Below are 21,118 nucleotides of genomic sequence, written 5' to 3'. Positions count from 1 at the left end.
AATGCTACCTTTCGTACAACAATTGACGATTACGATCGTTAGTATAAGGGGCAAGTTGCATTTTGTGCAGGATTCGAAATGGGAATTGCGTTAATCCTGCATAGACTTACTCAATGGCAGCTAACAGTTTTTGGTTGCCAGCAGGCTGCTCCGGAAGCTCTCCATCTGCACCGAAGGATGCCGGTCCTTGTTATGCACGGCATAGATATAACGCGGCGCCATTCCCCCTTGAATAGGAAGCATCTGAATTAGTCCTTGCTGTTCCTCCCACTGTACTGCCATCCGGGACATCACGGAGATGTGCCCGCCGAGCCGCACAAGCTGCTTGATAGCTTCCAGCGAATCAACCTCAATCGTATTGCGCAGCTGTAGCCCTTGCTGTCCGAACCAACGCTCGGTCAGGCGGCGTGTGGTGGATTCGCTTCCGTGCAGCGCAAAGGGAGTCTTACTGATCTCCTCCATGCTAAGCTGAGTCTTGCAGGCGAACGGATGCCCGGGAGAGCAGATCAGGACGAGGTCATCTGTAATCAGCGATTCAGCCTGCAGGGCAGGCTCCGCGAAAGGCTCTGAGGAGATGACGCCTAAGTCAATTTCGTGGCGGATCAGCATCTCCCGGATCACAGGGGCGGGCTTTACGGACAGAGCCATACGGATGCCGGGGAACTCCCGGGAGAACGCATGTAATAAGGACGGCAGCAGATAGGTTGCAGGTACATAGCTGGCCCCAATCAGCAGCGCTCCCCGGTAGAGGGTGTCGAATTCGCCTGCTACCCGGCGGGCCTCACGGGCAAGCGCATTAATTTTCACGGAATAATGAAGGAGGGCTGCTCCGGCCTCGGTGAGAAAGGTTTTGCCGCTGCGGGCTTCGAATAGCCGGACCCCAAGCTCTTCTTCAAGCGACTTCATATGAAAGGTTACGGTCGGCTGTTTGATCCCGAGTACCTCGGCTACGCTGGTCATATGGTGCAGCTGGTCGATCAGTTCAATGATTTGTAGTTTCATCAGATTCATAGATGTACCTCTTCTATGCGTTAGTGGGAGATCCCCCACCATAGATTTTATCTATGAACGTTAACAGAATTCATATATAAAGTTAATTACATGTTTACATGAAAAATAAACAACCTGCGAATACAGACGTTAGACTGAGGACAGCTCAAGAAGACAGGCAGGGATCGAAATGAATATTCAGATGAAGGGGATTCATAAAAGCTTTGGCGGACAACCGGCGCTGCTGCCTGCGGGGCTTGAATTGAAGCACGGTAAGTTCACCACCTTGCTGGGGCCTTCCGGTTGCGGAAAAACCACGCTGCTGCGGATGTTAGCTGGCCTTGAGCGCCCGGATGGCGGGGAATTATACGCTGACGGGAAATGTTATTTCTCCGCTGCGCAGCGGATCGATCTTCCGGTACACAAGCGGAATTTGGGGATGGTGTTTCAGGATTTTGCACTCTGGCCGCATATGACGGTGTATGAGAATGTTGCTTTCGGGCTAAAGGCCTCAGGGCAACGTGCGCAGTTGCGGAGCAAGGTGCTGGAGACACTGGAGATGGTCCGGTTGCAGGGGATGGAGAATCGGTATCCGCATCAGCTGTCGGGCGGTCAGCAGCAGAGGGTTGCTTTTGCCAGAGCGGTAGTTGTCCGTCCGGGTGTGGTGCTCTTCGATGAGCCGTTAAGCGCGCTGGATGCCGTACTCCGGGAAGAGATGAGAGTGGAGATGATGTCGCTGGTCCGGGACATGGGTCTAACTGCACTCTACGTGACCCACGATCAGATCGAAGCGATGTCGATGTCCGACGAGATTGTAGTTATGAAAAGCGGGCGGATATTGCAGACAGGAACTCCTGAAGCAGTATACGAGGCCCCGTCAGAGCCGTTCGTCGCTTCGTTTATCGGCAAGTCCAACTGGCTTACGCCGGAGCAGGAGATGGTGCGGCCTGAGCATATCGGATGGAGCCGTACGGCGGGCGATGACCTGTGTTATTCCGCTGTTGTACGAAGTGTTAGTTATGTTGGAGAGCGTTATGAGATCCGCGCGGAGGTGGAGGGGGCCGGACTATGGACAGTTTATCTGAACAACCGGATTCCCGTAGGAGAAAGGGTCCAGCTCTATGTCTCACCACGGCAGATATGCCGGATGAACTCGAATTCAAATGAAGAAGAACCTAAAAGGAGCGAGTCATAACCATGAAATGGAACAAATCACCTAAACAAGGGGCAATGCTGCTGTTATCTGCTGTGATGAGTATGAGTCTGGCGGGCTGCGGTACGGGCAACAGCACCAGTGCCGGCGGGGCCAGCACGAGTACACCTGAGGCAACGGGTGCAGCTGCGTCAACTCCTGAAGCTACAGAAGCTGCGTTAAGCGGCAAGCTGGTACTGTATTCCGCCGGCCCGCAGGGCTTGGCAGACGATATTGTGAATGGCTTCAAGGCCAAGACAGGCCTCACGGTGGAGATGTTCCAGGGAACGACCGGCAAAATTCTGGCCCGGATGGAGGCGGAGAAAGCAAATCCGGTGGCCGACGTGGTGATTCTGGCTTCCCTGCCTTCCGCACAGGCGCTTAAGGCGGACGGTCTGACGCTACCCTACCCGGAAGCGGCCAATAAGGAGAAGCTGAATCAGGACTGGTCGGATGCCGAAGGCAATTATTTCAGTTCAAGCGCCTCTGCGCTCGGGATTGTCTATAATACGAAGCTGGTAGCGAATCCGCCCAAGACCTGGGCAGAGCTGGCAGGTATGGAGTGGAAGGATGCCGTCAACATTCCTGATCCGACGCTGTCAGGCTCGGCGCTGGATTTCATTACAGGCTATCTCAGTGTGAACGGCGAGCAGGGCTGGGATCTGTTCAAGAATTACAAGGCGAACGGTGTTGCTATGGCTGGAGCAAACCAGGAAGCACTTGATCCGGTGATTACAGGAGCTAAGAGTATTGTGGCAGCAGGAGTAGATTATATGGCCTACAAGGCCAAAGCAAAGGGAGAGCCGCTGGATATTATCTATCCTGAGGAGGGCACCGTGGTTAGTCCGAGACCGGCAGCGATTCTGAAATCAAGCCCGAACGTGGCGAATGCCAAAGCGTTCATTGATTATCTGTTGTCCGACGAAGCCCAGCAGTTGGTAGCGGATGCGTATCTCATACCGGGCCGCGAGGATATTGAAGCTTCGAACCGGACCAATCTGAAGGACATCCCGCAGCTTAAGGTGGACTGGGCCTGGATGAGTGAGCACGGGAATGAGACGGCTTCGAAATTCGCAGAAATATACAAATAAAGGCTTAAGGTTGAGGTGAAAAGCAATGAGTCCAGTCTCCATGGACAGTAACCGGATACTTCGGAGAGCGGGCTTGCTGCTCTCCTTCTTTTTGCTGGCGGTCAGCATTGGCATTCCGCTCCTGCTCATCTTCTGGCAAAGCGTCACCCCGAATCAGAGCCTGGACTGGATGGCCCTGCTCCGTACGATCACCGGACAGAGTCTGTCCGGGGTGCTGCTGAATTCGGTATGGCTGGGAATATGTGTAGTAGCTGGAACCACGCTGCTTGCGATGCCGCTGGCCTGGATGATGGCTAAGACCCGTATGGGGCTGTACCGCTGGATTGACGTTATTCTGCTGATTCCGTTCATGACCCCGCCGTATATCGGCTCCATGGGCTGGATTCTATTCATGCAAAAAGGCGGCTATCTTCAGCAGTGGCTTCCGGGTGCGGGTGCGTTAAGCGATTCTTTCTTCAGCTTCTGGGGGATGGTCTTCATCATGAGCATGCATCTGTTCCCGTTCCTGTATCTGCTGCTTAGGGATGCGCTTATTCGTATAGGCGGCAATCTGGAGGAGGCGGGAGCGGTGCACGGGGCAAAGGCAGGCTACCGCTTCCGGCGGATCATCATGCCGCTGCTGCTGTCGGCCTATGGCATGGGGGTGATGCTCGTCTTCGTTAAGACGATTGCGGAGTTCGGGACACCGGCTACCTTCGGCCGCAAGATCGGCTATTATGTCATGACCTCGGAAATTCATAAATACATTTCCAGCTGGCCGATTGACTTCGGCAAGGCTACGTCGCTTGCATCCGTGCTGCTGTCGGTCTGTCTGGTGATCTGGTATATGCAGTCGGCGGTCAGCCGCCGGTTCACTTACCGTCTGGTGGGCGGCAAGGGACAGCGCTCCAAGACGTATTCGCTGCGCGGCGGCGCAGGCTGGCTCGCAGGCTTATATCTGGCTTCACTACTGCTATTATCCATAGGCATCCCTTACTTCTCGATTATCGCCGCCTCGCTGATGAAGCTGCGCGGTGCCGGGCTGTCGCTGGACAACCTGACGCTCGATCATTACAGGGAGCTGCTCTCCTGGGGATCGGTGAGTCTGAAGGCAATTGGGAACAGTCTGGGGCTGTCGCTTGCCGCAGCATCGGTGGCTGTCATACTTGGAGCCGGCCTTGCTCTGGCCATCGGCAGGTCTTCTACCCGGCTGCAGCGGATCATTGATCTGCTGAGTCTTTTGCCTAATACGGTTCCGGGTATTGTAATGGTGGTAGGGCTGATTCTGCTCTGGAATGCGCCATGGATGCCCTTCACGCTCTACAACACCTACGGCATGGTAGTACTAACGTATGTGGTGCTGTTTCTTCCTTATACGGTGCAGTATGTGAAGTCCAGCTTCTCGCAAATTAACGGGTTGCTGTTTCAAGCGGCCCAGGTTAGCGGAGCAGGCCCGTTCTATATCTTATGGCGGATTCTGCTTCCGCTCATTATGCCCGGTATGCTGGCAGGCTGGATGATGACCTTCACCATATCTGTAAGGGAGCTGGTCGGATCGCTGTTGATTCTGCCGCCTTCGATGCAGACCTCGGCTACGTATATTTTTGCCCAGTTCGAGCAGGGGCAGGTATCGCTTGGCATGGCAATGGCAGTGGTATCGGTCGGCTTGACGGTGCTGCTGCTGCTCGGTATTGAACTGCTGAATTCCAGAAGAAAGTGGAATGGATCATGACGAAACTGACCATATGGGGCGGGGCCGGTGAACACGGGCGTTCTGCTTACCTCCTGAGTGGCGGCGGCTACCGTCTGCTGCTGGATTGCGGGGTGAAAAAAGGCGGAGCCGGACAATATCCCCTTATCGATCCCGGGCAGGTAGCCCTGCTGGATGCGGTACTGCTCTCCCATGCCCATGAGGATCATTCGGTAGCACTACCGCTGCTGTATGCGCAGGGTTACAAGGGAGAGGTATGGACAACGCGGGAAACCAGGGCTCAACTGGATGCCTATTTCCGCTCCTGGCGTTCGAGTATTAGCCGTGAGGGGCATGAACTGCCATACACTGAAGCAGATGAACAAGCGATCCGTTACCGGTATCTGGAGGAGGAGGGCAGCTGCCTGTCCTGGTTCGGACTGGTTCCCGGGGTTCAGGTCATGTGGGGGCGAAGCGGGCATCTGGCGGGATCAGTATGGTTCCTGATCGCTGGGGAAGGGCAGTCGATCTTCTATTCCGGTGACTATACGGCGGAATCTCTGCTGCTTGCTGCTGATTCACCGGCTGAAGCAATACAGGCAGCCGGGGGCATCCCTGACCTTGAGCAGAGACTGAGGGCATGGTCACGGGGCCAGCGTCTTGATCTGGCGGTTGCCGATGCGGCCTACGGCATGGACGAGGAGAGCCAGTCTGATAAGCAGAGGCAGCTGGAGCAGGCCATACGCAGGACTGCGGCACGGGGAGGCAAGGTACTGCTCCCGGTTCCGGCAGGCGGACGCGGCCAGGAGATGATACTGTGGGCCGCCAAGCTTTATGCGGATCTGCCAATGGTAGTGGAGAAGAAGCTGATAGAGGGGATGAGGCGGCTGGCAGACTCGCCGTTCTGGCTTAGGAGCGCTGAGCGAACGGGAGAGTATTCCGCACTGGAGAACATAGCAGATTTTCTTGCCGCCCGCCGCTGGACGATGCCGCAGTGTGAGGCGGAGCGGGAGGCGCTGCTGTCAGGCTCCGGCCCTTCCCTGTGGTTCGTACCAGATGGCATGATGCAATCGTCCTTGTCGCGTTGGTACTATGCGAGGTGGGCGTCCCATTCAACCTATTCCGTGCTGATCACCGGTCATGTAGCCGCCGGAACCTTCGGGTACAGGCTGCTGCATGAACCCGGACAGCATGGAGTATGCGAGGTGCTTAAGCTGCGTTACAAGGTGCATCAGGGCCGGAAAGATGTGCAGCGTATGCTGAAGTCCCTCCCCGTCCGGCACGCCGTGCTGGTTCATGCTGCGAAGCCGGAGACCGACAAGCTCCGTGAAGCTTTGATCCAGGGTGGACAGCTGACCGGCTGCACGCTGCATTCTATGGCGCCTGGAGAAGAGTTGGATTTGGAAGGCCAAGGAAATAACGGATGAAAAGAGGCTGTCTTATAAGTGGAATTTCACTTATAGAGATGGCCTCTTTTTTGTTGGGGGTGACGCGTAGGCCAAATGTATGCGAAAACCGAACACAATGTGCAGACACGAAGGTAATCGACCCAATGTATGCGGAATTCCGAATACAATCGGTGCTGCTGCAGTGAGGAACGCGCCCCATGCTCCGCAGTCCGTAACATTGTAGAGAAATCATGCAAGAAATGCAGCAATACTGCCCGGTAGAAGCGACTGCTGCTGAAATCCTGCATAAAATGCAACAAATCCGGCGCTAACTTGCTCCCATCACCGGAATTCCTGCAAGTGATGCAACAATGTACCACACCCAGTAACTTCTTTAGTGAAGTCCTGCAAAATGTGCAACAATACTGCTTCATACAAGTGGTCGGTGAGAGAAAATTTCAGAACTGGCTAGAGATGAGGAGCACTTTTTCAAAGCGCCTTCGCGCTCTTAATCAAGCACAGGAAAACACAACTCACAAAGATGCCTGCTGACCATGACTTCCGTGTATCTCTCTATAACCGGCCGTCCGGGATCAAGCTTATAGCCGCTGCGTGACAGCGCCGGGAGAATCTCGGCCCATGCTTGTAGTACAGCCTCAGCCGTATGCTGGATGGTTACCACTGCGTAGGCTCCGCCGGGAAGCTCGCCGTAAGGTACTAAGGCCTCGGCTGGAGAATTCTCAGGCAGGCTGATGCAGGCATCATATCTGCACTCCGCAGGTGGGGTGGTCTCAGGGTTGTCCTGCGGAATACCGAACAGCACCGCCGAGCCTTGAAGCAAGCCTTGTTCCCGCGCCCACTCCTTCAATTGTTCCATCGCCTGGACGTTACCGGGTCCGTAGGGACCTGTCCGCCGTACATAAGCTATGCGTGTTGCCGGAATGCTCTCGAGCTGAAGATTCATCATTGTTCATGATCCTTTCTGTGGTCAAATGAAGTACATTTCGAATGCTAACATGGACTAAAATAGAATGCATATCATTTTTCGGCAGCCTATTATATGCAGCAAGATATTGACATGAAAAACGAGAATATGGTATATAAAAGGGAGTGTTAGCACTCAAGTGAGTGGAGTGCTAAACGATGCTCCGCAATCCGAAGGTTACTTTTGAAAGGAGATTTATTTATTCATGGCTAAAAAAGAGTTTAAAGCTGAATCCAAAAGACTGCTGGAAATGATGATTAACTCCATTTATACGCAGCGCGAGATTTTTCTGCGGGAACTGATCTCAAATGCAAGTGATGCCATCGATAAAATCTATTACAAGGCACTGGCCGATGATAATCTTGTGTTCAATAAAGAGGACTACTACATTAAAGTAACCGCTGACAAAGAAAGCCGCATGTTAACCATTGCCGATACCGGCATCGGGATGACACAGGAAGAACTGGAGAACAATCTGGGGATTATCGCGAACAGCGGCTCGTTTGCTTTTAAGAAGGATAATGAAGCCAAAGACGGACACAACATTATCGGACAATTCGGGGTCGGATTCTATTCCGCATTCATGGTGGCTGACGATGTGACCGTAATTAGTAAGGCGCTGGGCAGCGAGCAGGCGTTCAAATGGGAATCCCAGGGGGCGGACGGCTATACGATTGAGCCTTGTGAGAAGGATACGGTCGGTACCGAAATTACGCTGAAGATCAAAGAGAACACCGAAGACGATAACTACGATGAATTCCTCGAAGAATACCGTCTGAAATCGGTCATCAAGAAATATTCGGACTTCATCCGCTTCCCGATCAAGATGGATATTACCGGCAGACAGCCCAAAGAGGGCGCTGAGAATGAATTCATCGATACGATTGAAGAACAGACGGTCAACAGCATGGTGCCGATCTGGCGCAAGAACAAGAAAGAGCTGACCGATGAAGATTACAACAACTTCTATGCTGAGAAGCGTTACGGGTTCGACAAGCCGCTGAAGCATATCCACATCAGTGCTGACGGCGCAGTGGTCTACAACGCGATTCTGTTCATCCCGGAGAATACTCCGTTCGACTACTACACTAAGGAATATGAAAAAGGCCTGGAGCTCTACTCCAACGGCGTGCTGATTATGAACAAATGCGCCGACCTGCTGCCGGATTACTTCAGCTTCGTCAAGGGGATGGTCGATTCCGAGGACCTGTCGCTCAATATCTCCCGTGAGATGCTGCAGCATGACCGCCAGCTTACAATGATCGCCAAGAACATCAAGAGCAAGATTAAGAGCCAGCTCTTGAGCTTGCTGAAGGATGAGCGCGAGCAGTATGAGACGTTCTATAAGTCTTTTGGCAGACAGCTGAAATTCGGGGTCTATAACGACTACGGTATGGAAAAAGAAACGCTGCAGGATCTCCTCATGTTCCACTCCTCCAAGGAGAAGAAGCTGGTGACGCTGGCTGAATATGTAGAGAGAATGCCGGAAGACCAGAAGTATATCTACTACGCTTCGGGTGAATCGGTAGAGCGCATTGAGAAGCTGCCGCAGACTGAAATGGTGCTGGATAAGGGCTATGAGATTCTCTACTTCACCGACGATATCGATGAATTCGCAATCAAGATGATCATGGCGTACAAGGAGAAGGAGTTCAGAAATGTCTCCAGCGGTGACTTAGGGATTGAAGAGAGTGCCGAGGATAAGCCATCCGAAGAGGAAGAGAATGAGAACAAGGGATTGTTCGAAGCCATGCAGGGCATTCTCTCCGGCAAAGTGAAGGCGGTCAAAGCCTCCAAGCGGCTGAAATCCCATCCGGTCTGCCTGTCCACCGAAGGTGAGCTGACGATCGAGATGGAGAAAATCCTCAAGGCTATGCCTAACGGCGGCCAGGATGTGCAAGCGGACAAGGTGCTGGAAATCAACATTCACCATGATGTCTTCCAATCACTTAAAGCGGCGGCCGAGGGCGATAAGGAGAAGCTGGGCCTGTACACCAACCTCTTGTACAACCAGGCGCTCCTGATCGAAGGTCTGCAGGTTAATGATCCGGTGCAGTTCACGAACGATATTTGTAAAATCATGGTCTAACACCGGCGCTGCCGCCGGTCAGTTGACCTTGGCTTATTAAAAGACCCCGCGACTGGCTTAGGCCGGCGCAGGGTCTTTTTGAATGTTTGTGGGGGTATTTAGTGCATATATGGAAAGCATCCAAGGGCAGGATGACTGGCGCAGATAATGGACATCCTCCAGAAGGGAGGAGCCTGAGCGTATTCATAGTGACTTGAAGGTCTCGATGAACTTGGTCGCCATGGACGACAAATACTTATCCTTCATCCATACGGCGGCCACCCGGGTGCGCAGGGTCTCGCAAAGGATTTCTTTGTAGATCAGGTTGCTGTGATTAGCCAGCTCAAACGCCGACCTCGGCACAATGCCGATCCCTAGTCCCGCATTGGCCCATAGCAGCGTGGTGCGGGCATCATCGTTCATACAGAAGATCTGTGGCTCAAAGCCGTGCTCTAGACAGGTCTCGCGGATGAGCTGCTCGAAACGGCGGTAGATAATCAGCGGTTTGTCCTGCAGCTCGCCCAGCTGGGCAGCATTCTGGCTCGGGGCCCAGTCATAATCAGCGGTCATCACCGCGATCATCGGCTCCGAATGGAAATACAGGCATTCCAGATTACTGGTGTTGAACGGGGTGCGGACAATGCCCACCTCAACAATGCCCTTGTTCAGCAGGTCAATAATCATGAACGTATTGCCTTCGTGAATTTCAAAGGTTACACCCGAATAGCTCTTATGGAATGCTGTGAGCGGCTCGTGCAGCAGAGTAGCACCTGAAGAAGAGACCGTTCCAATGATAAGGCTGCCCTTCAGCCCTTTGGCATAGTCACTGATCTCCCGGGCGGTGGAATCCGTCAGCTCCAGGATCTGCTGGGCCCGGTTACGCAGAATGATTCCGGCATCTGTCAGCTGTATGCTGCGCGGTCCGCGCTCCACCAGCTTGACCCCCAGTTCCTCCTCCAGTAGCTTCAGCTGCTGGCTGAGCGGCGGCTGGGCCATCCTCAGCTTCCTGGCTGCGGATGTAATTTGTCCTTCCTCGGCAATGGCCAGGAAATACTTTAATTGGCGAATATCCATGGTTGAGCCTCCATTTGTAAGGGTTATGACATACGTTATCCATATGGGATTGATACGAAACCAATATTATCAATATGTAAGCAGGTATGACATAATCATAACGGGTCTTTTGTTTTTTTCAAGAGGGATTACATACTACGCTAAGTTAGGTGAGGATGAATGTGCGCAAAATTGCAGTTTTCTTAAAACCGTACAAAAAAGAAGTGACGATCGGGCCGATTTTCAAGCTGCTGGAGGCGATTCTTGAGCTGCTCTTGCCGACCATTGTTGCCCTGATCATCAACAACGGAATTGCCAAGCAGGATAGCAGCTACGTCTACAAGATGGGCTCCCTGATGGTGGTAATGGCCATCCTGGGCTTCGGCTGCTCTCTGGTATGTCAATATTATGCGGCGCGGGCTTCACAGGGGTTCGGGACCTCGCTGCGCAACAAAATGTTCAAGCATATCTCTTCGCTGTCGTATGCGGAGCTGGATGTTATCGGCACACCTTCGCTGATTAATCGGATCACTAACGATGTTAACCAGCTGCAGGTGGCAGTAGCCATGCTGATCCGGCTGGTCATCCGTGCGCCGTTCATCTGTATCGGTGCTATTATTATGGCGATGTTCCTGGATTTCCGTCTATCACTGATCCTGATTGCAGCGACACCGGTATTTGGAGTGATCCTGTACTTCATCATTACCCGCAGCTCGCCAATGTACCGCAAATATCAGGTGAAGCTGGACCGTCTGTCGCTGGTGCTCAGCGAGAATCTCTCAGGAATCCGGGTGATCCGGGCCTTCGCAGAGAGCCGCCGCGAGAAGCAGCGCTTCAATGAAGCCTCTGAGGATCTGACGCAGACGGCCATCCGTGTCGGACGGATATCCGCCTGGCTGGGACCAATGACGACACTGGTAGTGAACGCGGCAATTATTGCCATTCTATGGGTGGGCGGCATTCACATTGAAGCTGGGAATCTGTCGCAGGGTGAGATTATTGCATTCATTAACTATGTAACCCAGATCCTGCTGGCCCTGATCGTAGTCTCCAATCTGGTCATTCTGTTCACCAAAGCCTCGTCGTCTGCCAGCCGCATCAATGAGGTGCTGGCTATGACAGCTTCGGTTGCTGAAGTGCCTGCTCATGCACCTGCTGCGAAGCCGGACGGTGCAGCGCCGGTGATTTCCTTCCGCAGTGTCTCTTTCGGCTATAACACGACCGGTGAGCAGGCCCTGGAAAATATCTCTGTAGATATCCTCAAGGGGCAGACGGTAGGATTAATCGGCAGTACCGGTTCAGGTAAGAGCACCTTCGTAAATCTGATTCCGCGCTTTTATGACGCTGTAGAAGGGGAGATTAGAGTCGAGGGTGTAAATGTACGGGACTACCGGCTGGAGCAGCTGCGCAGCAGAATCGGCATTGTACCGCAAAAGGCGGTATTGTTCACCGGGACGATTGCCGAGAATATCCGCTGGGGAAAGGCGTCTGCTACCCGGGATGAGATTATGGCCGCAGCAGAGGTTGCCCAGGCTGAGGAGTTCATCACCCGGCTGCCTGAAGGGCTGGATACGCTGGTCGTACGCGGCGGGCATAACCTGTCCGGCGGACAAAAGCAGCGGCTGACCATTGCCCGGGCTGTAGTAGGACGTCCGCCGATCCTTATCCTGGATGATTCCTCCAGTGCGCTGGACTTCGCTACGGATGCGGCACTGCGCCGTGCACTAAGCAAGAACAGTACAGATATGACCGTGCTGCTTGTATCCCAGCGGGTAAGCACAGTTAGGCAGGCCGGTCAGATTATCGTCTTCGAGGAAGGCCGGATTGCCGGAATTGGTACGCATGAGGAACTGCTGGAGAGCTGCGCAGTCTATCAGGAAATCTGCATGTCACAGCTCTCAAGCGAGGAGGCACTACAATGACCAGTACAATGACCTGGAAACGTTTGTTTCAATATACCCGTGAGTACCGGAAAATAACGTATGGAGCTATCTTCTGCGCCATCCTGAGCGTGGTTGCCAGCCTGATCGGGCCGCTCCTGATTGGCCGTGCCATTGACCACATGATCGGGCCGGACCGGGTGGAGTTCCCGGAGATTCTGCGCCTGCTGCTGATTCTGGGCAGTGTGTATCTGGTCGGCAGCTTCTTCGGCTGGCTGCTCACTTATTATACGAATAAGCTGGCGTTCCGCACGGTCTATGACCTGCGCCGCGAGCTGTTTGACAAGCTGGACGCCCTGCCCCTGAAATTCCATGATAACCATCCCCAGGGCGACAGCATCAGCCGGTTCGTGAATGACATGGATGCCGTCTCTGACGGTCTGCTCCAGGGCTTCTCCACGCTCCTGACTGGGATCGTAACCATTGCCGGAGCTATAGGGCTGATGCTCTATATCAGCCCTATAATGACACTGGTGGTGCTGCTGTCTGCTCCGGCAACCTTCTTCGTTGCCCGCTTCATTACGATGCGCTCCCAGCAGCTGTTCCGTGAGCAGGCCAAGATTCTCGGGGGGCTGAACGGCTATGTTGAGGAAATCGTCGGCGGGCAGAAGGTGGTGCAGGCTTATCATTACGAGGACCGTTCCTTTGCAGGTTTTGCGGAGCGTAATAATGAGCTGTACAAGACAGGGACGAAATCGCAGTTCTATGGCTCGCTCTCGAACCCGACCACGCGGCTGGTCAATAATATCACCTTCTCGCTGATTGCGATGATCGGGAGTGTGCTTGTTATCGGAGACCTGTTCTCCGTAGGGGATCTTTCCAGCTTCCTGATCTACTCCAGTCTGTTCGCGAAGCCGTTCAATGAGATAACCGGTGTGATCACACAGCTGCAGTCAGCCACTGCTTCGGCGCAGCGGATCTTCACCATTCTGGATCTCCCGCAGGAAGCCCCGGATCAGCCGGATGCCTATGTGATGGAGAACAGCCGGGGAACAATCACCTTCGATAAGGTAAGCTTCGCCTATACACCAGAGCGTCCGCTAATCAAGGACTTCAGTCTGGAGGTGAAGCCGGGCACACGCGTGGCGATCGTCGGCCGGACCGGGGCGGGCAAGACCACTCTGGTTAACCTTCTGATGCGTTTCTATGAGGTTGACAGCGGAACGATTCGAATTGACGGAGTAGATATTACCTCCATCACCCGTGACAGTCTGCGGCGCAATTTCGGAATGGTGCTTCAGGAGACCTGGCTGTACGGGGCTTCCATCCGCGACAATATTGCTTATGGCAAGCCGGAGGCTTCCGAAGCGGAGGTGATTGCGGCTGCTAAGGCTGCGAATGCGCACAGCTTCATCAAGCGCCTGCCTGAAGGCTATGACACCAAGATCAGCACCTCGGGAGATAATCTCTCCCAGGGCCAGAAGCAGCTGCTCACCATTGCCCGCGTCATGCTGGTTGATCCGCCGATGCTCATTCTGGACGAGGCGACCAGCAGCATTGATACGCTGACAGAGGCGCGGATACAGAAGGCCTTCCTGGCAATGATCACCGGCCGGACCAGCTTCGTGATTGCCCACCGGCTGTCCACGATCCGCGAGGCGGATCTCATCCTGTTCATGAAGGATGGGGATATCGTGGAGAGCGGAACGCATGATGAGCTGCTGGGGAGCGGAGGCTACTACGCCCGCTTATACAATAGCCAGTTTACGGCGGTGTAGGAATACTCTAATTTATTTAGCTGAGGCATAACTTCTCCGGAAGTGTGCCGCAGCTATTTTTTTGCCCAGCAAGCTTAAAGTTGATCCTTGCCCGGATGCAGCCTGCTGCGCATCACCCCGGGAGTCACTCCATGGGCCTTCCGGAAGACCCGGATGAAGTAATTGGTCTCCATGCCGAGGTTGAGGGCGATATCCTGCACGGGACGCTCCGGGTCCTCGGTCAGCATCTGCATGGCGCGCTGCAGCCGCAGGTTCTGCAGATATTTATGCGGAGTGACGCCGTATTCCTGCAGGAACAGACGCTGGAAATGCTGGACGGAATAACCGACAGCCGCCGCCAGATTGGTGATCAGCAGCGGCTCGGTGAAATGCTCGTTGATCAGGCTGACTGCTTTGTTCAGTGCATCGTTGCGGACGTTTTCGTTCTGCAGCCGGGTCGCTGCACCTGTGGAGACTTCACTTTTGCGCAGCATCAGCAGCAGCCGGTACAGCGTCACCGATAACTCCTGCATCGGCTGTTCCTCCTGACGCGCCGAGCTGTTCCCGTTCACCGTGTGCCAGATCCCGCCGAGCATGTCCCAGCATTCCTCGAACCGCTCGGGGCGGAACGGGGCCGAAGGCAGCAGGCCGAGACCCTCCAGAACGGAGGCAGACTGGCTGCCGTGGAACCCGATGAAGCCGACATGCCACGGTTCGTGGGATAACGGATAATATTCATGTCCGCGGTCGGGCGGAAATGCATAGGCCATCCCCGGCTGCAGCACCGTTTCGGTGCCGTCCTCCAGATCACGGAACCGCCCGCTGCCGCTGCGGATCAGAAAAATCTGATGCACCGGGAATCCGGCAGGACGCACATGGTGATACTGGATATGACGGCCGACAGAATACGGATAGAGGGGAAAAGCACTCAGGTCACGCGGCATTTCAATCAGAGAGAAGGGGAGCATACGAACACCTCATATTCATTTTGTGCTATTCAAACGCTATTATTATCCTACCATTGACTACAGATTATCCTTTATTATAAATAGTGTAAATCGATACAAGCAAGAGGGAAAGCGCTACTGAAGAAATTGTATCAGTGAAAAGTCCCATCCTGACATCTACTACCACACATAAACGAGAGGATGAAATCATATGAGCAGCAAAGTTCCTGCAATCAGCAGCAAGGCTCCTGTAATGCTTCACGGTGCCGACTATAATCCCGAGCAATGGCTGAAATATCCGGGGGTGCTTGAAGAAGATATCCGCATGATGAAGCTGGCAGGCTGTAATGTCATGTCTGTAGGAATTTTCTCCTGGGTATCCCTGGAGCGCGAAGAAGGGGTATTTAACTTTGAGTGGATGGATCAGCTCCTGGACCGTTTTGCAGAGAACGGAATTTACGCCTTCCTGGCGACTCCGAGCGGTGCGCGTCCGGCATGGATGTCCGAGAAGTATCCTGAAGTGCTGCGGGTGGAACGGAACCGGGTTCGCAACCTGCACGGCGTCCGTCATAATCACTGCTTCACTTCACCGGTCTACCGTGAAAAGACAGCGCTGATCAACTCCAAGCTGGCTGAGCGTTACGCGCATCATCCGGCAGTGATCGGCTGGCATATCTCTAATGAATTCGGCGGCGAATGTCACTGTAATTATTGTCAGGATGCCTTCAGAGACTGGCTCAAGGCGAAGTACAACAATGATCTGGATGAGGTGAACCACGCTTGGTGGGCTACCTTCTGGAGCCATACGTATACTTCCTGGGAACAGATTGAGTCCCCTGCTCCGCATGGTGAGACACAGGTTCACGGACTTAACCTGGACTGGCGCCGGTTCGTAAGTGATCAGACGATAAACTTCTGCCAGCATGAGATTGACGCCGTGCGCGGCTTCAACCCTGATCTGCCGGTAACTACCAATATGCATATGATTGACGGCGTGGACTACCGCAATATGGCTAAGATTCTTGATGTGGTATCGTGGGATGCTTACCCGGACTGGGGATATACCGAAGACGATGATGACGCCCGCTTGGCCGCTTGGACAGCGATGCACCATGATATGTACCGCAGCTTCAAAAAGAAGCCGTTCCTGCTCATGGAAAGCACGCCTTCCCTCACGAACTGGCAGATTGTCAGCAAGCTGAAGCGTCCTGGGATGCACAAGCTGTCCTCACTCCAGGCCGTTGCGCATGGTTCTGATTCTGTACAGTACTTCCAGTGGCGTAAAAGCCGCGGCTCCAGCGAGAAGTTCCACGGCGCGGTGATCGACCATAGCGGACATACGGAGACCCGTGTCTTCAAGGATGTAGCTGAGGTGGGCCGTACCCTGGCAGGACTGGAGGAAGTTGTAGGTACTACAACCCCTGCTGAGACAGCCATTCTGTTCGACTGGGACAACCGCTGGGCGGTGAAGGATGCTCAAGGGATCCGCAATTCCGGCCTGAAATATGAAGAGACGGTGCTTCAGCATTACCGGGGACTGTGGGAGCTGGGAATTCCGGTAGATGTGGTAGGCTCAGGCGATGACCTGTCCGGCTATAAGCTGGTAATTGCTCCGATGCTGTACCTGATCAGCGAAGAGAACGGGAAGCGGATTGAGAAGTACGTAGAGCAGGGTGGAACCTTCCTGGCCACTTATTGGTCGGGAGTGGTCGGCGAGACCGATCTGTGTCACCTGGGCGGCTTCCCTGGACCGCTGCGCAGAACGCTGGGCATTTGGGCCGAAGAGACAGAAGGGCTGCATAGCCGCGACCTGAACGGTCTGGTGCTTGACCCCGGCAATAGCTTGAAGCTGAGCGGGGAATACGATGCGCATGAGATTGCCGAGCTGATTCATCTGGAAGGCGCTGAGGCGCTGGGTCATTACCGCAGCGACTTCTACGCCGGACGTCCTGCACTCACAGTGAACAAGCTGGGAGCAGGTAAGGCTTATCATCTGGCAACACGTGTGAAGGACGCGCAGTTCTATGTAGACCTGTACGCCGCAATTACCGGAAAAGAGCGGATCAGCCGCACCCTGAACACTGAGCTTCCGACCGGAGTAACCGCACAGCTGCGTTCCGATGGCGAGCATGACTATGTCTTCGTGCAGAATTTCAGCGGCACCGAGCAAGTAGTGGCGCTGGACGGACAAGCCTACACCGATGTAGAGTCCGGCGCAGCCGCTCCGGCCGAGCTGAAGCTGGCAGTGAACGGACTGGCAATTCTGAAGCGTGAAGCGGCTAAGGCATAAGTGAAGCGGCTTAATCGCGTAATATAGTACATGTATCGGCAAAGTTACATTGAGTTACAGAAGAAGGCAGAACCCCATCGACGGGTTCTGCCTTTTTAAGTATGACTTAGGTTGTGGCTGGACCGTACAACCGCTCAATCCCCTCAATCACCCGCCTAAAATATTCATGCTCATGCGGGACAAAGCGCGTGAAGTCCACCAGCTCATCGATGCCCGTTCGTTCACCGTTCCCGTTAATCTGGAAGCCCTGTACTTGAAGTTTGCTGTCTGCTCCCGAGATGAAGCTGCGGAAATCAGCGAAGCGGGCCTCTACGATGCCTGCCACCTCTTCCAGCTGTGGGGTGAATGCACTGAGCGCATAGCGGTTCTCATAGACATATACATGTGCCCGTTCACGGTCCATGAATCCGGCAGAATCCATCTGGTAGGGGATGACCCCCAGCGGCTGCAACTCGTCAAAAGCTATCGCAAGCCCCAGTTCCTCCTGGACCTCGCGGATACCGTCCAAGGCCGTCTCCTCTGCCAGCAGATGTCCGGCAGCGGTGATGTCTAGCAGCCCGGCATAATCTTTCTTTTGCTGACTGCGCAGCTGGAGGCAGATTCTCAGCCCGCTGTCAGCTTTACGGACAAACCAGCAGTGGAAGGTCTCATGCCAGAGGCCTTGGCGGTGCACCTCGTCCCGGGGAGCCGTCCCCGTCCGGTTCCCTTGTTCATCAAATGTAGCTAATAATTCTTCGTTCATACAGTTCGCCTCCAATGTCCGGTAAGTTAAATTTTCCGGGAGTAGTATGCCGATAGCAGAAGGTACAACGACAGAAGTGTAATCAACGTAACGGCAATCGTTAAGAACACAGTTTGGTTAATCAAAGAGGCGGCGACAGCAGAAAGAGACAATAAAAGAAAGAAAAGACGTATAGCAGCCCTGCCCGTTTTTAAGGCGATCATCCGGTTTCGTTCATCTTGCGCGGCAATATGTAACGCTTCTAGTATTTCAGGGTTTTTGAGCGCCTTGCGGAGTCTGGCAATACGGAGAGCGGCAGAAATCCACGAACCGGACAATAAACCGGCGAGAATCCCTATATCCCAGCTGTCCAGCGCGTCGAGCCTGCCCCACACGAATGCTTTGAGTATAAACGCCACAATAACGGTTATCCCCATACTTACCGCGTAGAAGGAATTGATAACGATCCGCCGCCGCAGCTCCTGTTCAAAAGACTTCATAGTCGATATCCTCCACATCTGAAAAATCAAAAATATCCTCGATCGGCAAACCGAAAAATTTTGAAATTTTATAGGCAAGCGGGAGGGAGGCGATGTACTTTTCATTCTCGATTGAAGTGATGGTGTGCCGTGTGACACGCAGTGCCTTAGCCAATTCCTCTTGGGAAATCCGCCGCTCTTTTCGCAGCTCGCGTATTCTTGTCTTCAATAATCAGCCACCTCCCCTGAAGTAATGTTATCTGCACCTCAACTCTGTTATTATGTTGCACGGTTACGGGCTTAGTCAAGTTCACTATACCATTTATGTGTAGTTGACTACACTAAATATGTGCAGTAAGCTATACATAAGATAACCTAAAGGATGGTGCGGGGAGCATGGAGAATATACGGTTCGCAGGGGTCAGAAAGTCCTTTGGCGATGTCGCTGCCGTAAACGGCCTGGATCTGAGTATCGCGGAGGGCGAGGTCTACGCACTGCTTGGGCACAATGGAGCGGGAAAGACCACAACGCTTCGCCTGCTGCTTGGTCTGCTGGAGCCGGACGACGGGGAGGTCATTGTTTTTGGGAAGAATCCTATACAGGAGGGGGATAGTGTGCGCGGGCTGTGCGGTGTTTTATCTGAAGATACAGGGTTGTACGAGTCTTTGAGCGTCTGGGATAACCTGATGTATTACGCTGATATTTATGGTATGAGCCGTGTAGAATCCAGTCGCCGTATTGACGAGCTGCTGCGGACATTTGAACTGCATGACAAGAAACGAACGATGATTAAGGGCTTGTCTACCGGCATGAAGAAAAAGGTTGCCCTGATCCGGGCCATACTGCATAAACCGCGCCTTCTGATCCTGGATGAGCCTACGAATGGGCTGGATCCTGTTAGCACAGCCGATCTAAGGAAGATGTTATTGCGGCTGGCGAAGGAAGAGGGGACCACCATCATTATGACCACGCATCATCTGGAAGAGGTCCAGAAGCTGTGCGATAGAATCACGATTCTGCGGCACGGGCGGAATATTTTTACCGATTCCATCTCAGCGCTCCAAGACAGCAAGCATTACATGGACAACGGGCAATTCAGTCTTGAGAAGCTGTACATGGATATGGAGCAGGGGGGAGGCCGATGAACAGATCCTATCCCGTTTTTCGTATTCAGTGCGCAGAGTTTGTAAGTGACAAAGGGATGCTCTTCTTTTACGGCCTGTCCATAGGCATTACCGGTATAATCCTTCCACTGTTCATGCACGGGGTAGAAGTCTCCTTAACTGCCGCAGCATTACTTACGGCAGTCTTACTAATACCCATGTTATCCGGCAGCATTGCGGGAGAACGGGAGCACCGCACTTTGGAGACACTCCTGTCCAGTCCCATCCATGGGAAAAGCATGCTCTGGAGGAAGTTTGAGTTCTGCTTCTTATTTGCGCTGGGCTACTTCACTATAACCGTTCTCTGCTCTGCGTTAACGAGCTATCTTGCCGGCGGCGGAGCGGCGTTGATTCTTTGGCAATGGATGTGCATCATGGTTGTAGCTGCATTGAATTATAGTGCAATATGCATGGGCGGGGTGTATGTTTCCTCCACATCAGGAGATTTGCGGGCTGCCAACCAGCGGGTGTCGATAATGGCTTATCCTCTGAGCTTTCTGTTTGTCGTCTGTCTGTCGGTTATAGAAACCGCGGATTTGTTGTCGGCGCTGATCACAAGTTGTATCTGTACATTGATTTACCTTGGGGTTATATCGATGTTCGCAGCGAAGATCCGGAGGATGAAGCAGCCGGATTTCTTCCAGCCCATAACCATCCAGAAGCCGGAGAGCGCACATCAGCAGCGTATATCATTAGCTCTCCCGAGATCTCAGTTTGGCATAGTGTTGAGATTGGAGTGGAAGGTGTTAATGTCCTTGAAAAGGATGCTCCTGAGCTTTGGATTTCTGTGCTTCTCGCCCGTTGCTATGATGTGTCTGCTGCTGTATTATACGGGAACGCTTGACCTCAACTATGCCGTTCTGCTAACCGTGCTAATAATACTGAGAGTACCGACCAACTTAATAGCGTACTCCATAGGCGGGGAAAAAGTATATAAGACAGGGGAAGCCTTATTGTCTACACCTCTGCAGATCCGGCCGGTCTTTCTGGCCAAATGTATGATTCCAGTGCTGGTAACGTCGGTCATGCTGACCGTCTCATCCCTGCTGACGTTAGCAGGCGTAACTATTGCAGCGCTGATCAAGCCTGATCTTGTCTCCATCCAAGGCTATACGGCTGCCCAGCTTATCCTGCTGTTTCCCGTTGGTCTGCTCTCATCCATCGCCATGATGTTCATAGCAGCTATTCTTTCTCTGCGGCTCAGAACTCCGCGTCAGGGCTTGTATGCGACAAGCCTTCTGTCGGTTCTGTTTGTGTTCCCGGTATTAGCGATCATCTACTTGGCTCCGAACATGCTAATGGGGTCCATGATCTATCTCGCAGTTCTCGTAATTGGTAATCTATTCTGTCTCAAAAGAATTTCGGACAACATAACCCGGCCTCAGCTCATGAGCAGACTATAAGGAACATACAAAACCCCCGGCCATGCTTCATTAAGAAGCAA

At 53.4% G+C, this 21,118-nt stretch carries 17 protein-coding genes; 10 read left to right on the top strand and 7 right to left on the bottom strand.

The genetic code is table 11. The annotated features are described in order from the left end of the window. Positions 1–120: 120 nt before the first annotated feature. Complete coding sequence (locus tag MKZ07_RS09350) at positions 121–1,011, bottom strand: LysR family transcriptional regulator (RefSeq protein ID WP_341025613.1); 891 nt, start codon at positions 1,009–1,011, stop codon at positions 121–123. Between the two features lie 169 nt (positions 1,012–1,180). On the opposite strand from MKZ07_RS09350, the gene MKZ07_RS09345 reads away from it, so the two are divergent. From MKZ07_RS09345 to MKZ07_RS09330, 4 genes are read left to right on the top strand one after another with little or no spacing between them, the layout of a single operon-like run. Continuing rightward, positions 1,181–2,185 (top strand): ABC transporter ATP-binding protein, encoded by a 1,005-nt coding sequence (locus MKZ07_RS09345; protein WP_036699183.1) that lies wholly within the window; start codon positions 1,181–1,183, stop codon positions 2,183–2,185. Between the two features lie 2 nt (positions 2,186–2,187). Next, positions 2,188–3,273: an ABC transporter substrate-binding protein gene (locus MKZ07_RS09340; RefSeq protein WP_341025612.1), complete on the top strand. Its 1,086-nt coding sequence runs from the start codon at positions 2,188–2,190 to the stop codon at positions 3,271–3,273. Positions 3,274–3,298: 25 nt separating this feature from the next. After that, the gene (locus MKZ07_RS09335) at positions 3,299–4,984 is read left to right on the top strand and encodes an ABC transporter permease (protein WP_341025611.1); all 1,686 of its coding nucleotides are present in this window, start codon (positions 3,299–3,301) and stop codon (positions 4,982–4,984) included. Next, a complete protein-coding gene (locus MKZ07_RS09330) occupies positions 4,981–6,369 on the top strand; it encodes an MBL fold metallo-hydrolase (RefSeq protein ID WP_341025609.1) in 1,389 nt (462 codons plus the stop codon). The genes MKZ07_RS09335 and MKZ07_RS09330 overlap by 4 nt, the downstream gene beginning before the upstream one ends. A 469-nt stretch (positions 6,370–6,838) precedes the next feature. On the opposite strand, the gene MKZ07_RS09325 is transcribed toward MKZ07_RS09330, so the two are convergent. Further along, positions 6,839–7,297: an AraC family transcriptional regulator gene (locus MKZ07_RS09325; RefSeq protein ID WP_341025608.1), complete on the bottom strand. Its 459-nt coding sequence runs from the start codon at positions 7,295–7,297 to the stop codon at positions 6,839–6,841. A gap of 223 nt (positions 7,298–7,520) precedes the next feature. Between MKZ07_RS09325 and htpG the strand changes: the two genes are divergently transcribed. Then, a complete protein-coding gene (htpG, locus tag MKZ07_RS09320; RefSeq protein ID WP_036699175.1) occupies positions 7,521–9,404 on the top strand; it encodes a molecular chaperone HtpG in 1,884 nt (627 codons plus the stop codon). Between the two features lie 183 nt (positions 9,405–9,587). Here the strand turns inward: htpG and MKZ07_RS09315 are convergent, their stop codons facing one another. Then, positions 9,588–10,457 (bottom strand): LysR family transcriptional regulator, encoded by an 870-nt coding sequence (locus MKZ07_RS09315; protein ID WP_036699173.1) that lies wholly within the window; start codon positions 10,455–10,457, stop codon positions 9,588–9,590. 161 nt (positions 10,458–10,618) lie between these two features. Here MKZ07_RS09315 and MKZ07_RS09310 point away from each other — a divergent pair, with 161 nt between their 5' ends. Both MKZ07_RS09310 and MKZ07_RS09305 read left to right on the top strand, forming a co-directional pair. Further along, positions 10,619–12,358, top strand: coding sequence for an ABC transporter ATP-binding protein (locus MKZ07_RS09310; protein ID WP_341025607.1), 1,740 nt, complete (start codon positions 10,619–10,621; stop codon positions 12,356–12,358). Continuing rightward, positions 12,355–14,094, top strand: a complete 1,740-nt coding sequence (locus MKZ07_RS09305; protein ID WP_341025606.1) for an ABC transporter ATP-binding protein — start codon at positions 12,355–12,357, stop codon at positions 14,092–14,094. Before MKZ07_RS09310 ends, MKZ07_RS09305 begins: the two co-directional genes overlap by 4 nt. Before the next feature lie 74 nt (positions 14,095–14,168). Here MKZ07_RS09305 and MKZ07_RS09300 read toward each other — a convergent pair whose 3' ends face one another. After that, the gene (locus MKZ07_RS09300) at positions 14,169–15,041 is read right to left on the bottom strand and encodes an AraC family transcriptional regulator (protein WP_063829056.1); all 873 of its coding nucleotides are present in this window, start codon (positions 15,039–15,041) and stop codon (positions 14,169–14,171) included. Between the two features lie 190 nt (positions 15,042–15,231). Here MKZ07_RS09300 and MKZ07_RS09295 point away from each other — a divergent pair, with 190 nt between their 5' ends. Next, the gene (locus MKZ07_RS09295) at positions 15,232–17,310 is read left to right on the top strand and encodes a beta-galactosidase (RefSeq protein WP_341025605.1); all 2,079 of its coding nucleotides are present in this window, start codon (positions 15,232–15,234) and stop codon (positions 17,308–17,310) included. Between the two features lie 106 nt (positions 17,311–17,416). Here the strand turns inward: MKZ07_RS09295 and MKZ07_RS09290 are convergent, their stop codons facing one another. The 3 genes from MKZ07_RS09290 to MKZ07_RS09280 are packed head-to-tail and all read right to left on the bottom strand — an operon-like array spanning position 17,417 to position 18,739. Next, positions 17,417–18,052 carry an NUDIX hydrolase gene (locus tag MKZ07_RS09290; protein WP_036699168.1) on the bottom strand — a complete coding sequence of 212 codons (636 nt, stop codon included), beginning with the start codon at positions 18,050–18,052 and terminating at the stop codon, positions 17,417–17,419. 26 nt (positions 18,053–18,078) lie between these two features. Next, positions 18,079–18,531: a hypothetical protein gene (locus MKZ07_RS09285; RefSeq protein WP_036699165.1), complete on the bottom strand. Its 453-nt coding sequence runs from the start codon at positions 18,529–18,531 to the stop codon at positions 18,079–18,081. Continuing rightward, entirely contained in the window at positions 18,518–18,739 is a 222-nt protein-coding gene (locus MKZ07_RS09280) for a helix-turn-helix transcriptional regulator (RefSeq protein WP_036699162.1), read from the bottom strand. The genes MKZ07_RS09285 and MKZ07_RS09280 overlap by 14 nt, the downstream gene beginning before the upstream one ends. Positions 18,740–18,906: 167 nt before the next feature. On the opposite strand from MKZ07_RS09280, the gene MKZ07_RS09275 reads away from it, so the two are divergent. Together MKZ07_RS09275 and MKZ07_RS09270 are read left to right on the top strand one after the other, a co-directional pair. Further along, positions 18,907–19,656, top strand: coding sequence for an ABC transporter ATP-binding protein (locus MKZ07_RS09275; protein ID WP_341025602.1), 750 nt, complete (start codon positions 18,907–18,909; stop codon positions 19,654–19,656). After that, a complete protein-coding gene (locus tag MKZ07_RS09270) occupies positions 19,653–21,077 on the top strand; it encodes a hypothetical protein (protein ID WP_341025601.1) in 1,425 nt (474 codons plus the stop codon). Before MKZ07_RS09275 ends, MKZ07_RS09270 begins: the two co-directional genes overlap by 4 nt. Positions 21,078–21,118 lie beyond the last annotated feature (41 nt).

Origin of the sequence: Paenibacillus sp. FSL P4-0338 (assembly GCF_038002365.1) — a bacterium.
Taxonomy (GTDB): domain Bacteria; phylum Bacillota; class Bacilli; order Paenibacillales; family Paenibacillaceae; genus Paenibacillus_AQ.
Note: the sequence above shows the minus strand (reverse complement) of the source record. Positions and strands in the feature narration are given on the sequence as shown.

What these genes read in the sequence shown, in the direction of transcription:
- MKZ07_RS09275 (WP_341025602.1), top strand. Translation starts at nt 18,907, where the DNA reads ATGGAGAATATACGGTTCGCAGGGGTCAGAAAGTCCTTTGGCGATGTC.
- MKZ07_RS09290 (WP_036699168.1), bottom strand. Translation starts at nt 18,052, where the DNA reads ATGAACGAAGAATTATTAGCTACATTTGATGAACAAGGGAACCGGACG.
- MKZ07_RS09340 (WP_341025612.1), top strand. Translation starts at nt 2,188, where the DNA reads ATGAAATGGAACAAATCACCTAAACAAGGGGCAATGCTGCTGTTATCT.
- MKZ07_RS09345 (WP_036699183.1), top strand. Translation starts at nt 1,181, where the DNA reads ATGAATATTCAGATGAAGGGGATTCATAAAAGCTTTGGCGGACAACCG.
- MKZ07_RS09270 (WP_341025601.1), top strand. Translation starts at nt 19,653, where the DNA reads ATGAACAGATCCTATCCCGTTTTTCGTATTCAGTGCGCAGAGTTTGTA.
- htpG (WP_036699175.1), top strand. Translation starts at nt 7,521, where the DNA reads ATGGCTAAAAAAGAGTTTAAAGCTGAATCCAAAAGACTGCTGGAAATG.
- MKZ07_RS09305 (WP_341025606.1), top strand. Translation starts at nt 12,355, where the DNA reads ATGACCAGTACAATGACCTGGAAACGTTTGTTTCAATATACCCGTGAG.
- MKZ07_RS09330 (WP_341025609.1), top strand. Translation starts at nt 4,981, where the DNA reads ATGACGAAACTGACCATATGGGGCGGGGCCGGTGAACACGGGCGTTCT.
- MKZ07_RS09315 (WP_036699173.1), bottom strand. Translation starts at nt 10,457, where the DNA reads ATGGATATTCGCCAATTAAAGTATTTCCTGGCCATTGCCGAGGAAGGA.
- MKZ07_RS09295 (WP_341025605.1), top strand. Translation starts at nt 15,232, where the DNA reads ATGAGCAGCAAAGTTCCTGCAATCAGCAGCAAGGCTCCTGTAATGCTT.
- MKZ07_RS09325 (WP_341025608.1), bottom strand. Translation starts at nt 7,297, where the DNA reads ATGATGAATCTTCAGCTCGAGAGCATTCCGGCAACACGCATAGCTTAT.
- MKZ07_RS09335 (WP_341025611.1), top strand. Translation starts at nt 3,299, where the DNA reads ATGAGTCCAGTCTCCATGGACAGTAACCGGATACTTCGGAGAGCGGGC.
- MKZ07_RS09350 (WP_341025613.1), bottom strand. Translation starts at nt 1,011, where the DNA reads ATGAATCTGATGAAACTACAAATCATTGAACTGATCGACCAGCTGCAC.
- MKZ07_RS09285 (WP_036699165.1), bottom strand. Translation starts at nt 18,531, where the DNA reads ATGAAGTCTTTTGAACAGGAGCTGCGGCGGCGGATCGTTATCAATTCC.
- MKZ07_RS09300 (WP_063829056.1), bottom strand. Translation starts at nt 15,041, where the DNA reads ATGCTCCCCTTCTCTCTGATTGAAATGCCGCGTGACCTGAGTGCTTTT.